This is a genomic window from Neobacillus thermocopriae (assembly GCF_010975035.1).
GTDB classification, from domain to species: domain Bacteria; phylum Bacillota; class Bacilli; order Bacillales; family Cytobacillaceae; genus Neobacillus; species Neobacillus thermocopriae.
On record NZ_JAAIUV010000001.1, the window covers coordinates 39,553 to 53,123 of the forward strand.

Here is a 13,571-nt window from a genome sequence, read left to right on the forward strand (position 1 = left end):
TCGTGCGATGTGGTGCTGCCAAAGCCTTCCTTGTGGTGGTCTCCAACTGAGATAAAGGAAACACGAAGAACGATAGTGATTCGATGTTGACTTATCGTAGGGCGGAGACCGAAGGGCACTAGACGCTAGGGCGCTGGAGCTAGACAATTCTCGAAGTCGAAAAGATATTTTCTTATCTGACCGGAAAAGCGGAAGCGCCCTGTTTAGCGGCGTATGACCTCCTCCCAAAAACCTACTGCTTTCGGTCGTGCGATGTGGTGCTGCCAAAGCCTTCCTTGTGGTGGTCTCCAACTGAGATAAAGGAAACACGAAGAACGATAGTGATTCGATGTTGACTTATCGTAGGGCGGAGACCGAAGGGCACTAGACGCTAGGGCGCTGGAGCTAGACAATTCTCGAAGTCGAAAAGATATTTTCTTATCTGACCGGAAAAGCAAAAGCGCCCTGCCAAGCGTTGTATGACCTCCTTCCAAAAACCTACCGCTTTCGGTCGTGCGAAGTGGTGCTGCCGAAGCCTTCCTTGTGGTGGTCTCCAACTGAGATATAGGAAATACGAAGAGCGATAGCGATTCGATGTTGACTTATGTAGGGCGGAGTTCCCGAAATCGAAAAGATATTTTCTTATCTCTGACCGGAAAAGCGGAAGACCCCTGCCTAACGTGGTATAGCCTTCCTTCTCGAAGTCAAAATTATACTTAACTAATACAAAAAAGCCCTGTGCGAGGGCTTTTTACTTAACAGTTTCTTTAGTTTCCGTAACTTCTAATACATCCAAGAGGAAGACAAATATTGGGATACCAATGATTAGTCCCCAAATACCGAAAAAGTGTTCTGAAAAAATCAACACAATAAATGTATAGAAAACTGGTAGATTGGTCTTTGAGCTCATCAAATTTGGGTTTAATATATATGCCTCAATGGCATGAATAATTAAAATGGCAATGAAGACATATACGACTTTGATGAAACCGCCGATACTATAGGCAATAATCGTCAACGGAATCATCGAAATGATTACCCCTGCAACGGGAATCAAGCCCAAAATGAAAATCATAATGGACAATCCTCCAAGTTGAGGGAAATCCATCAGCCACAAAGCAAGTGTCGTCAGAATACAGTTGACAACAGCAATGATCAACTGTGCTTCAATAACCTTACCAAACGTTCTTACAAATTTTTGCGCAAAAAACTCAATTTCCACGTAAATCGATGACACTTTGCTCGTTTTAAATTTACGTGTGAATTCCACTAGACGCGGTTTTTCTAATAGGAAAAACAAACTTAATAATAGCGCAAGTAGAACCTGTAAACTAATAGCACTTATATCTGTAAAGTACTTCAATATATAGGTGACACCTTGCTCCAAATAACTGGAAATGTTGATATCTTCAATTCGCTCTACAATATAATTCAAGACAATATTATCATGTTTTGCGGTATAGAATGCCGTCAATTGTCTGATTAAAGCAGTAATCTCCCCATAAATCATCGGTAGATACATCACTAATCCATACGACAATAATCCGACAATACTCGCGTAAGAAATGACAACCAATAGTCTCCGGTTTAGAGGAATTTTCCCTTCAATAAACTGAACCAATCGATCCATTAAAAAAGTAAAAATGAACGTCAATAAGATAAGATTAATCATCGACCGCATTGCATATAATGCAACCGCGATGAAAACAAATATCATAATTCTTTTAAAACCACTGCTCTGTAATAATTTATTGATCATAGGCAAGTATCAGACCCCATTACTTTCGATAAAATATATAAGACAGAAATCATAGTTTCATTATAACAAACATTCGAATAGTTTGCCTTTGTTAAACTACTGGTTAAAATTGGACAGGTTCCATAGAAGGGTCAATAGCTTTCCCTACATATCCTTTTGCAGCTAAATAGTCAAGCAGACGAGGCAAATGTTTTAGCGTCTCTTTTCTCTCATGAAGAAGGATAACGATCGGTCCACCTTTATCGCCTTTTGCCTCTATTTGCTGGATAACTGTATCGACATATCTTCCATCTTTATAATACCAGTCTTTGCTGTCGATATTCCAATCCCACATGATATATCCTTTGTCCTTCACTTTTTGTTTATATTCCTCTTTCATATGTGGGACACTACCATATGGAGTTCTCATTAAAAACGAATTAATACCAGATATTTCAAATAACGTCTGACGATTTTGTTCTAATTCGCCTAATACTGAGCTAGCAGATGCATAAAATAAATCTTTATCATGAGATACACTATGCAGACCAACCGTTGAGCCAGATTCAACCATCAGTTTCACTGCATCAGGATATCTTCTAATATTCCCGTCAATCAGAAAAAACGTTGCATCAAACTGATATTGTTCTAATAGGTCGATAATTTCACCGGAAAATGCCGCAGGCCCGTCATCAAATGTAAGATAAACGGTTTTTTCATTATTCTCTTGTGTTGTTGCTTGAGAATGTGATGCATTTGAATTGGTTTCCTGATTCGATGTTGTAGAAGGAGTAGTGGTAGCAGGTTGTGCTGCAGCAGTTTTTTCTGAAGTGGAATCAAGCTTTTTATTTTTCTCTTGCTCATTTCTCCAAGCCGTTGCTTTTTCTAACTGCTTCTGAGTCATTTCTTTCTCTTGTTTATCCCCTTTTACCTGTTGAGAAAGCTTTTCATGACTAATAGATTTATTATTTGTTTGATTGGAAGAATTGTTTTGAGCATTTGCTTGAAAATAATTCATCACAAAAATGGCTGCAAACATTAGCCCAAATACAATATAGAAAATAAATGCCTTTCTTCTCCGATTTTTTCTCCTCATTCTTTATTCCCTCTTCGATGATTTATTTCTTTTTTCATTATAGACGATTTCAACCAAAAAATGTTACTTTTCTATCAAAAATATTACAATTCTATTAAAAAATATGTCAGATTCATAGATTGTTAGACAAGTTCCTACAATTCTCTCTTCTTATTGTAACGTATATTTTATAAAATTTGGAAAGAAATCACTCAAAAATTTCCAAAAAGAAGACAGGCAAATTTTATAATAAGTCGACATACATATCACTTAGTATGGATTTTCAAATCAAAAAATTCCGTGCTGTTATCCTAACTTTGGGGGTGTAAGCCAATTGTCAGGAGGACTTAAAGCATTACTTTACATTTTATCGTTTTTCATACCAATTGTCGGTCTTATTATTGGGATTATTTGGATGAATGATCAACAAGATTTAGAGAAGAAAATCACCGGTCGAACCTGTTTAATTATTAGTATTGTGTCTATGGTCTTCAGTTGTATCTGCTGGATTGCATTATCCACATTTTCTATTGCCCCGACATTCATGACCGGGTATTAATGAAGATGAAAATAAAATCTTAAGTTTATTTTGACAAAGGAGTGATACTCTTGCTTGAGGAGATCATGCATTTTCTGGGAAGGGCTATCTGTCATCAACTGGAGGAGCGATCACTCCTTGTGTCTGAAAAACCATTATCCGTTTGTGCTCGCTGCACAGGGATTTACATAGGAATCTTATCAACATGCCTATATTTATTTATAGTGAAAAGGAAAACTTCCATTACTATTCCAACCATCAAAATGAGTTTTTTTCTTCTATTATTTATGTTGCCATTGATCATCGATGGTTTAGGTTCTTATGCTCATCTATTTAATAGCGATAATGTCCGTCGTTTGATCACTGGAATTTGCTTTGGATTAGTACTTCCATTTTTCATCTACCCCCTCCTTTCCGAAAAATCACTAAAGCAAAATTCCGTTCCAGTCATAAGAGGAAACTTAGACATTCTTGCCCCCACACTCATAAGCCTCCTCATCGGGGGATTGGTTTATGCAGGATTGTTTTCATATGGCATCATAAACATCCTCATCCTATTAACAATTATGATGTGGTTTAGTTTACTTACTTCTCTTTTCTTCACAACCATTGGTATCCAGAAGGGAAAGTGGGTACTTTCTGTTTTAAGTAGCTTCTTTTTTCTTCTGATTCTCTCCACTTTACACCAGATCATAATTTCTTAAAATCCATTCCTTCATATAAAATTTGGTCACTGATTCTCCATCATCCTCTCCTTCCTCCGATTTTATGAATAATGATCGATCCTTGATACAAAATAATGATGGTTATGCCAACTAATAAATGATGGAGGAGATCATGATGATGCAAAATCAAAACCAGCCAGGACAAATGCACCAAAATATGCATACTGGAGCAGTACCGCAGCAAATGAATCATGGCGGTCATGAAATGTTTGATGTGCATGAGGTGTTATCTGGTTCCATTGAAACAATGAACCATTATTTGATGTATATGCAGTATGTAAAAGATCCTGAATTACGTGATATCCTAACCCGACAATATCAATTTATGCAACAAGAATATAACACCACTCTAGAATGCTTTAAGACAGGACAGGACCCAACCGTACCTACCCAGAGCTATAAAATGAAACAAGATAATGATTTTGTTTATGGTATGAAACCTTCTCAACCGAAAAAACCAATGCAAAACATGATGGAGATTTCCGACGAATTTATTGCCAGCTCCATGCTTGCTCACTGTAAAGCAGGAGCTACGGCAAAGACAATGGCTGCGTTGGAAACGACCAATCCCGTTGTTCGTCGCGTACTAGCCGACTCTATACCAAACTGTATTGAAATGGGCTATGAACTTTCTATTTATATGAACAAGCATCACTATTACCAAGTTCCACAGCTTGCACAAGAGGATATGACGGCAATGATGAATGCCTATGCGCCAGCCCAAGGAATGCCTCAAGCGACTGGTATGAACATGAATCAACCATTGAATCAAAACAATCAATTGCCTCATTAATAAAACTGCCTCTTCTTTCTAAGAAGGGGCAGCTTTTTGTATTTTTCTTGTTCATCCTCTCTAATTGTGCCTCTTTCTTTCCAAACCAAATGATTGATACATACTTTAAGATTTTTATGGAAAATTTAATAGCAGAATCACTAGAAATATTCTATAAGGAGGCGAGAATTATTAATAAGTCAGATTCCATTACATCGCTTCAATTAATATTTTTATTAATGACGGTCATCGGTTTTAATAACCACGTCTTTATTATTTCTCCATTAATTCAAACGGCAGGTCGTGATGCCTGGATCGGTGTAATCATCATTTTTCTTTTAACATTTGGGGTGATTCCCCTTTTTTTGTATATTCGGAAGAAGCTCAGAAATGAGTCCCTTTTTGAATGGCTTCGCTCTCGTGCAGGAAAATCATTATCCGTTTTCATTGGACTGATTGTCATCATTTATTTAGTTTTATTACTCTCACTTTCCTTAAAGGAAACCATTGATTGGGTAAAAATTGTTTTTATGCCAGAAACACCTTCCTTTGTTTTGACTTTGATTCTGTGCATAATCTGCAGTCTCCTTGCAGTTACAAGCCTTCGTACCATTATTTCACTTAATTACATTTTACTGTTCATTATTATTCTTCTAGGATTTTTTGTTGCATTTGCTAATTTGCAAGTAAAAAATTATAAGCTTTTAACGCCTATTTTAGAACATGGATTTTCTCCTGTTCTAAAAAGCATGGTATACCCAGCTTCCGGAATGATCGAGTTAATTTTCTTCCTTTTTATTCAGCATAAAATCAAAACGCCATTTAAATTCAAACATTTTGCGATCATCTCAATCATATTAGCCAGTTTAACTTTAGGACCTGCCATTGGGGCAATTACAGAATTTGGTGTAGAGGAAGCAGCAAATCAAAGATTCCCTGCATATGAACAATGGGGGCTTGTTTATCTTGGACACTTTGTGGAACATGTCGATTTCTTATCCATCTATCAATGGCTTGCAGGTATATTTATTCGATTATCTTTCTTATTATTTATGACTAGGGAAGTATTTACGTTTAAAAAACGAAAGTCTGAAAACATTTTTTTACTCAGTCTTGTTGCTATCGCAATCGGTTTAACTATGATCCCAATTAGTGATTTGAAATTTTCTATATTGGTAAATAAGGTTTTTCTGCCGACCATGTTTTGGGCTTCTTTTAGTTTATTATTGTTACTTGTAGTCATTGTAGCATGGTTGTCAAAAAGAAAAGGAGCGTCAAAAAATGCATTTTAATAAGCATAACTCCAATAACAGGCATGGGATACCAGATGTTGAATTCAATCAAGAAACAAATTCCCTGCCCAATTACCCAAATGAAAAAAGGCTTCGAGAGTTATTTAATCATAGTAGTGATGTGAAGTTTGTCCCCTTTTACTTTGAACCTTATAAGGTGACGCTAATTTATTGTACGGGATTAATTAATAGTGACTTTCTATACATGACCATTCCTAACCGTTTGGAAACCTTCTTTTCTCAGGCGAACAAACAACCGACAAAAAGGGATATTTTAGAAAAGCTACATCTTCCCACCATTAGCATCCTTGAAACAGAGGAACAGGCTATTACCGAACTGTTTGCAGGAAAATTATTTTTATCCTTCAGTTTTGAGGAAAGAGTGTTTTCAATTGATATTTCTGAGCGACCAGAACGAAAACCAGAAGAAACAAAAACGGAAGTGGCGATTTTAGGACCACGGGACAACTTTATTGAAGATATAACGGTTAATATTGCGCTAATAAGAAAACGGCTAAAAACGACTTCACTTATGATAGATACGTTGGAAGTAGGGAGAAGAACAAAAACAAATGTCGCTATATTACATATGGATGATATAGCGGATAAAGAAATCCTTCAGCAAATTAAGGATAAAATATCAGCCATAGATATTGATGGACTCTTTAGCGGCACCCAATTGGAAGAACTGATCAACAATAATCCTTACAACTTGTTCCCGCGCTATGTCTATACAGGAAGACCGGATTATGCTGCGCAATCACTCTTAAACGGTCGATTTATTATTTTGATTGATGGAGTCGCTTATGCTTATATTACACCCATTAATTTGTTTTTTCTTTTAAAAAGTGGGGAAGATAAAGAATTCTCGTATGCCTTTAATTCCTTTCAACGAATTATGCGAATTGTGGCCGTTTCTGTTGCCGCATTTCTTCCTGGATTATGGGTAGCCATGACCTCTTTTCATCAAAATCAGATTCCACTTACCTTTTTAGCAACCATTGTGGAGTCTCGAAGAGGTGTTCCACTTTCCACCGCTGCTGAAGTTCTTTTAATGCTTTTGTTATTTGAGGTATTTAGAGAAGCTGGTATGCGTCTCCCCATGGCTATCGGGCAAACATTAAGTGTCATTGGCGGGTTAATCATTGGAGATGCAGCCATCAGGGCGGGGTTATCAAGTCCGGCAACCTTGGTTGTCATTGCAGGTTCGACTATTGCTACCTTTACTTTATTAAACCAATCTTTAGCTGGGACCATTTCCTTAGTTCGTTTTATTGTCGTTATTTTTGTATCGTCCTTCGGCTTTTTTGGATTTTTCTTATCCATTTTTCTCGTTGGTATCTATATGGCGAATATCCGAATTTTCGGTGTTCCTTATTTAGGATTTGCTTCTAGAACAGATAGCTCTAATGTATTGAAAACGTTTATTCGCATGCCAGAAAGAAAAAATAAGACAAGACCGCTTAATACAAAACCAAAGGACCCCACTAGAGAAGGGGGAAATCATGAATGAAGTTGAGAAAAATTCTAGTGATATTATTATCAATATTACCTTTAAGCGGATGTTGGGATACGAATGAGCCAGAACGGATGGTTTATGTATATGGAATGGGAATTGATTATAAAGATGGGGACTATATCGCCTATTTACAAATCATAAATTTGGGATTATTGGCAAAAAACGAGGTAGTAGGCAGTAGTTCCGAAGTAAAAGTCGAAGTAGGTCATGCAAAGGGAAAAACCGTGGACGAAGCCGTCTTTAACTTATACCGTAGTACCCAAAGACGTATATTTTGGGGCCATCTTTCCTTTCTTATTTTTAGTGAAGATGCAATGAAACATGGTGGAATCATGTCTGTCGTTGATATACTCGACCGTTACCGTGAGACAAGTTACCGAATTTGGGTATATGTCACGAAAGATCCACTTTCTAGAATATTTAAAAACATTCCGATGCTTGGAATGTCCACTGGCTATTCTAAAATAAGTGACCCTACAGCATCCTATGAACAATTTTCCTTAATTGAGCCAGTCGATTTTAGACAATTACTTATTTGGATTCATGAACCGGGACATGAAGCGAATATACCACTTATTAGTGTCAATAACAATAATTGGCTAACCAATGTTAAACGCCATGATTCCATTAGTATGGATGGAGTTGCGGTTGTGACCAAAGATAATATAAAAGGTTATTTCACTGGTAAAAGCGTGAAAGGCCTTATGTGGATGAGTAATGAGATGAAAAGAGGAGGAGTGACAGTAAAATATAAGGATTCAACCATTGATATGTTAGTTACAGATGCGAAGGCAAAAATTAAGCCCGTTATCAAAGGAGAAGAGATTCAATTTGATATCACTGTGAAAGCCAATGCTGTTGTTGACCATATTGTCAAACCTATCCCACTATCCACTCTTTCATCTTTAATTGAAAAAGAGTTAAAAAAGGAAATTTTATATACCTATGAACAGGCCCTTGCCAAGGATATAGATATTTATCATTTATCAGAAACGGCATATCGCAAAAACGTGAAAGCTTGGAAAAAGGTGCAGCAAGGCGGAAAAATCCCTTTAAAAAAAGATACCATTCGTCAATTGAAAGTCAAAATAAGCTTGAATCATGGTGGTAAACAACGAGAATTACCTACATTAGAAAAGTAATCAGAAAAGTGAAAGCGCCCTGGCCAGCAGTGTATAACTGAAAAACTAATGGGTCAGGTGTAAAATTAAATAATTTATATATATGAGGAACTAAGATTGAGCAATCAAGTAATTTTAAAGTTACAATTTTCTAAAATAAAAGGAACCATAAATTTATGGTTCCTTTCTCTATTTCGATCAAATGATTTCTTTATGTATGGTGGAGACGGCGGGACGTGTGTTTCCATGCTTTCGCAATGGCACTGACTATATCTTGAACCTGTACATGAACAGGTCCTCCGGCGTATTATGCGAAACATAAATTTACCTTATAGGTAGAAATTTCGCATCCTAGTACTACCACCTTTTCGTGGCAGCCTATGAGTCGATACACGGCTGTTGGATTTCTCCACATACCGCTCGGCATTGCCATATCACTTATTTCAAGTGACTTAGGTTTCACCGATAAAGCCGGATTTTCACTTATGTGTTACCACATAAGGCGACTAATTACTAATCGAACCCGCGTCCAAAGATATCGCCACTTAAGCTTCTACGAGTGTAGTCGATATATTCAATTTCGCTGAGTCTTTTGCCTATCGACAGGCGTCCGATCAGCTAGCCTGATTGTTCTCTTCCTTCATCCTCAGGCGGTGGAATCCGGCGTAGCCTGCTATTAATGAGTCCGCTACCCTACCACACAGGCAATGGAGGGGCGAACAGCTGCGTTAAATTAGGCAGCTAAAGAAAGTTGTTTGTTGCCAGTTATTGGCTTTGACGTTTTTACGAGGCCGATCCCCTCGACTCGCAACTTAAGCTCGAACTACCCCTGTCGAATCCGTAGCGTCCCCATGATAAAAATTAAAGACGTTTTCGGAAACTGGCAAGAAGTGATTGAGCTAAGTTTATGTCACTCATCTTAGCGACAATTTTATTATAACAACATCATCGATATTTTTCAATTGTAAGTATCTGTAAGAAACACCAAACGTATCACTTACATTTTTTGACGCTCGCGGAAAGCACGCTCGATTTCACGTTTCGCTTCTTTTTGCTTTAAGGCTTCGCGTTTGTCGTAATTCTTTTTACCTTTGGCAAGACCAAGCAAGACTTTGCAAAAACCATTTTTTAAATAAAGTTTTAATGGAACTAAAGAGTAACCTGCTTCTCTTGTATCACCATACAGTTTCAGAATTTCACGTTTATGCAACAATAGCTTGCGGTCTCTTAATGGATCATGGTTGTAACGGTTCCCTTGTTCATACGGACTGATATGCATACCAATAAGGAATACTTCTCCATTGTGAATTCGGGCATAAGAATCTTTCAAGTTCACTTTACCTGCGCGAATCGACTTGATTTCAGTTCCTTGAAGGACAATGCCAGCTTCGTATGTTTCCTCGATAAAATAATCATGGTATGCCTTTTTATTTTGGGCGATTACTTTTCCTTCACCTTTTGGCATGATGTTCACCTCGTTTACGTGTCCATTTTAACAGAATGGTCATTTTAGAACAATGATTTTAATTAGTTAGTTGATAGAGAACGGTTGCTGTTGTAGAGACATTTTCTATCCTAGCATTTTGTCTCAAATAACTAACCATTTTGATTTCTAACACATAATCCTTGTTTGCTTTTCAGTCCTACCCTTAACAACAAAAGAGAGCCTGCAAGCTGGCCCTCCATTATTATCGACGTTTTTTTCGTTTAGTGCTTTTAGATTTTGGAACGTTCTCGTAAAATTTGCGTTTCTTTTTGGATTTACTACCATTGCCCGATTTGTGTTGGCCTTCTTGGTTACGAGCGCCCTGCTTATTTCGGCGCGGCTTGCTTGTATCACTACCTGTTTTAATGACCTTCGGCACATCTGGTCTATTCCTGCGGCGGCTTCCTTTCATACCAACGATTTCAAAATCAATGGAGCGTTCGTCTTTGTTGACATTTACCACACGAACAGTAATTTCATCTCCAATTCGGAATACATTTCCCGTCCGCTCACCAATCATCGCATAATGACGCTCATCAAATCGGTAATAATCATCTGTCATATAGCTAACATGCACGAGACCTTCAATTGTATTCGGAAGTTCGACAAACATCCCAAAATTGGTCACAGAGCTGATAATACCATCGTAAACTTCACCAATCTTATCGGCCATAAATTCCGCTTTTTTCAATTCATCTGTTTCCCGTTCGGCTTCCACGGCACGGCGTTCCATTTTAGATGAATGTTCCGCAATGGCTGGAAGCTGAGCGTTCCATTTCGCTCGTGTTTCTTCATCTAGCTTACCTTCAATAATATAGGTGCGAATTAACCGATGAACGATCGTATCCGGATAGCGGCGAATCGGTGAGGTAAAGTGGGTATAAAACTGGGTTGATAACCCAAAATGTCCCAAACTTTCCGGATCATATTTTGCCTGCTGCATGGAACGCAGCATTACCGTTGATACAACCATCTCCTCTGGTTTACCTTGCACCTCTTCAATAATTTCCTGAAGTGCCCGTGGATGTACGTTATTGGCCGTTCCTTTTACAATGTAGCCAAAGTTGGTGATAAACTCAAAAAACTTCCTCAGTTTGTCTTCTTTCGGATCTTCGTGTATACGATAAATGAAAGGCACATCCATCCAATGGAAATGCTCTGCGACTGTTTCGTTCGCCACTAGCATGAATTCCTCAATCAGCCGTTCCGCTACAGAACGTTCGCGCAGGATGACGTCGGTCGGTTTTCCTTCTTCATCCACTAAGACCTTTGATTCTTTAAAATCGAAATCAATCGCACCACGCTTCATACGTTTTTGGCGGAGAATGGATGCCAGTTCCTCCATTAATTCAAACATAGGGACAAGCGACTCATATCTTGCACGGGTCTCTTCATCTTTATCGACAAGGATTCGGTTTACATCATGATACGTCATCCGTTCGGTTGTTTTAATCACACTTTGAAAAATTTCGTGTGATACTACTTGGCCGTCTGGATTAATTTCCATTTCACAGGATAACACCAATCGGTCCACCTTTGGATTTAACGAACAGATCCCATTGGATAACCGATGAGGGATCATCGGAATCACCCGGTCTACCAAATAAACACTTGTCGCCCGCTCTGCCGCCTCCCTATCAATCGGAGTTCCTTCTTTTACATAATAGCTAACATCCGCAATATGTACGCCCAGTTTGTAGTTGCCGTTATCCAACTTTGAAACCGTAACCGCATCGTCCAAATCCTTGGCATCGGCACCGTCAATCGTTACTATGATCTCATTTCGGAGATCGCGGCGGTTGGCCAATTCACTTTCATCAATGGTATCAGGCACCTGGTTCGCCTGCTCTAGTACATCATCTGGAAACGAAAGCGGCAAACCGTGTTTATGTATGACGGAAAGGATGTCGACACCTGGGTCATTTTTGTGCCCAAGAATCGAAATGACTTCCCCCTCGGCACTTTTTCTTCCCTCTGGATAAGAGGTAAGCTTGACAACGACTTTATGACCTTCAACGGCTCCTTTAGAAGCATTTTTCGGAATAAAAATATCGCTTGAAAATTTTTTATCATCAGGTATGACAAAGCCAAAATTTTTGCTTTCCACATACGTCCCAACAATTTGTTGGATGCCGCGCTCAATAATTCGGATGATGCTTCCTTCGCGGCGCTGGCCAGTACTTTCAGATGAAACACGGACTAAAACAGTATCCCCATGCATGGCATTATTTGTTTCTGTTGGGGGAATAAATATATCATCCATTCCTGGCTCATCTGGAACAACAAACGCAAATCCTTTCGCATGTCCTGTTAATTTGCCACGAATTAAGTTCATTTTTTCAGGCAAACCATAGCGGTTAGCACGTGTCCGTACGACCAAACCCTTCTCTTCCATTTGTACAAGCGCTTTGACAAAATCTTTAAAATCAGCCGAATCCTGAATGCCAAAAGCTTCTTCTAATTCTTGAACGGTCAATGGTTTGTATGCCTCGTCCTTCATATACTGCAAAAGGCGATCGACATGCTTTTGAATATTATTTTCCAAGTTAATCCCTCCTTTTCAGGATTTTATTCACGCCAATCCAGCTTTTCTAAAAAGGCATATATATCCTCGTGTAGCTGCTCCTTTTCTTTATCCAGTGTGATGACATGACCGGATTGTTCATACCATTTGATTTCCTTCATCGTAGATTCAATATTTTCATAAATAATATTGGCGCTTTCCGTGTTAATCATGTGATCGTGACGAGCTTGTACGACGAAGGTTGGTGCATAAATCATATCGACATTATCACGAACCTCCGCAATTAAATCTTGGAGCGCTTTTAACGTATTCATTGGCGTTTTTTTAAACTCGTTCATTTCCTTTTCGATTTGTTCGTCCGATTTTCCTTCCCGCTTTTTAAATTCCCGGGCATATTGAAGCACACCTTGGTACATGACTTCTTCACTTTTAATATGCATTGGCGCACACATGGTTACAATTCCCTTTATAGGAACAGTGTAACCCAATTTCAAAGAAAATACGCCACCTAGAGAAAGACCAGCCACTGCAATTTCTTCATGGCCCTTATTTTTTAAAAATTGGTATCCTTCCATGACATCTTGCCACCAGTCTTCAGGGCCGGTATGAACAAGCTCCTCTGGCGGTACACCATGCCCCTTATAATGTGGCGCATGGCAAGTGTAGCCTTTTTTTTCAAGAAAACGGCCTAGCATCCGAACGTCTGAGGAATTTCCAGTAAAACCGTGCAGTAATAACACCGCACGACTTCCTCCTTCAAAAGTAAATGGTTTTGGCATTGCTATCTTCATAATAAAACTCC

At 38.5% G+C, this 13,571-nt stretch carries 11 protein-coding genes and 1 other RNA gene; 6 read left to right on the forward strand and 6 right to left on the reverse strand.

Translation table 11 applies throughout. From position 1 onward, the window contains the following. Positions 1 to 730: 730 nt before the first annotated feature. Positions 731 to 1,744, reverse strand: coding sequence for an AI-2E family transporter (locus G4Z05_RS00205; RefSeq protein WP_395534413.1), 1,014 nt, complete (start codon positions 1,742 to 1,744; stop codon positions 731 to 733). 97 nt (positions 1,745 to 1,841) lie between these two features. Continuing rightward, positions 1,842 to 2,813: a polysaccharide deacetylase family protein gene (locus G4Z05_RS00210; protein ID WP_163249818.1), complete on the reverse strand. Its 972-nt coding sequence runs from the start codon at positions 2,811 to 2,813 to the stop codon at positions 1,842 to 1,844. A gap of 313 nt (positions 2,814 to 3,126) precedes the next feature. Between G4Z05_RS00210 and G4Z05_RS00215 the strand changes: the two genes are divergently transcribed. The 6 genes from G4Z05_RS00215 (at position 3,127) to G4Z05_RS00240 (ending at position 8,780) form a co-directional block, all read left to right on the forward strand. After that, on the forward strand, positions 3,127 to 3,351 hold the full coding sequence (locus tag G4Z05_RS00215; RefSeq protein ID WP_163249820.1) for a hypothetical protein: 225 nt from the start codon (positions 3,127 to 3,129) through the stop codon (positions 3,349 to 3,351). 50 nt (positions 3,352 to 3,401) lie between these two features. After that, positions 3,402 to 4,034, forward strand: coding sequence for a DUF2085 domain-containing protein (locus G4Z05_RS00220; protein WP_163249822.1), 633 nt, complete (start codon positions 3,402 to 3,404; stop codon positions 4,032 to 4,034). A gap of 139 nt (positions 4,035 to 4,173) precedes the next feature. After that, positions 4,174 to 4,848, forward strand: a complete 675-nt coding sequence (locus G4Z05_RS00225; RefSeq protein WP_163250116.1) for a spore coat protein — start codon at positions 4,174 to 4,176, stop codon at positions 4,846 to 4,848. 116 nt (positions 4,849 to 4,964) lie between these two features. After that, entirely contained in the window at positions 4,965 to 6,119 is a 1,155-nt protein-coding gene (locus tag G4Z05_RS00230) for a GerAB/ArcD/ProY family transporter (protein ID WP_163249824.1), read from the forward strand. Continuing rightward, positions 6,109 to 7,632 carry a spore germination protein gene (locus tag G4Z05_RS00235; protein ID WP_163249826.1) on the forward strand — a complete coding sequence of 508 codons (1,524 nt, stop codon included), beginning with the start codon at positions 6,109 to 6,111 and terminating at the stop codon, positions 7,630 to 7,632. The genes G4Z05_RS00230 and G4Z05_RS00235 overlap by 11 nt, the downstream gene beginning before the upstream one ends. Then, the gene (locus tag G4Z05_RS00240) at positions 7,629 to 8,780 is read left to right on the forward strand and encodes a Ger(x)C family spore germination protein (protein WP_163249828.1); all 1,152 of its coding nucleotides are present in this window, start codon (positions 7,629 to 7,631) and stop codon (positions 8,778 to 8,780) included. The genes G4Z05_RS00235 and G4Z05_RS00240 overlap by 4 nt, the downstream gene beginning before the upstream one ends. 493 nt (positions 8,781 to 9,273) lie before the next feature. Here the strand turns inward: G4Z05_RS00240 and ssrA are convergent. The 4 genes from ssrA to G4Z05_RS00260 all read right to left on the reverse strand — a co-directional run bounded on the left by ssrA (position 9,274) and on the right by G4Z05_RS00260 (position 13,560). Then, positions 9,274 to 9,602: a transfer-messenger RNA gene (gene ssrA, locus G4Z05_RS00245) on the reverse strand. Positions 9,603 to 9,756: 154 nt separating this feature from the next. After that, positions 9,757 to 10,224, reverse strand: coding sequence for an SsrA-binding protein SmpB (smpB, locus tag G4Z05_RS00250; RefSeq protein WP_038537216.1), 468 nt, complete (start codon positions 10,222 to 10,224; stop codon positions 9,757 to 9,759). 223 nt (positions 10,225 to 10,447) lie between these two features. Then, positions 10,448 to 12,790 carry a ribonuclease R gene (gene rnr, locus G4Z05_RS00255; protein ID WP_163249830.1) on the reverse strand — a complete coding sequence of 781 codons (2,343 nt, stop codon included), beginning with the start codon at positions 12,788 to 12,790 and terminating at the stop codon, positions 10,448 to 10,450. A 23-nt stretch (positions 12,791 to 12,813) separates the two neighbouring features. Next, complete coding sequence (locus G4Z05_RS00260; protein ID WP_038537222.1) at positions 12,814 to 13,560, reverse strand: alpha/beta hydrolase; 747 nt, start codon at positions 13,558 to 13,560, stop codon at positions 12,814 to 12,816. Positions 13,561 to 13,571 lie beyond the last annotated feature (11 nt).

Excerpts from the sequence above, each read along its gene's own strand:
- G4Z05_RS00225 (WP_163250116.1), top strand. The coding sequence starts at position 4,174 with ATGCAAAATCAAAACCAGCCAGGACAAATGCACCAAAATATGCATACT.
- G4Z05_RS00210 (WP_163249818.1), bottom strand. The coding sequence starts at position 2,813 with ATGAGGAGAAAAAATCGGAGAAGAAAGGCATTTATTTTCTATATTGTA.
- G4Z05_RS00235 (WP_163249826.1), top strand. The coding sequence starts at position 6,109 with ATGCATTTTAATAAGCATAACTCCAATAACAGGCATGGGATACCAGAT.
- G4Z05_RS00230 (WP_163249824.1), top strand. The coding sequence starts at position 4,965 with ATGGAAAATTTAATAGCAGAATCACTAGAAATATTCTATAAGGAGGCG.
- G4Z05_RS00240 (WP_163249828.1), top strand. The coding sequence starts at position 7,629 with ATGAAGTTGAGAAAAATTCTAGTGATATTATTATCAATATTACCTTTA.
- G4Z05_RS00260 (WP_038537222.1), bottom strand. The coding sequence starts at position 13,560 with ATGAAGATAGCAATGCCAAAACCATTTACTTTTGAAGGAGGAAGTCGT.
- smpB (WP_038537216.1), bottom strand. The coding sequence starts at position 10,224 with ATGCCAAAAGGTGAAGGAAAAGTAATCGCCCAAAATAAAAAGGCATAC.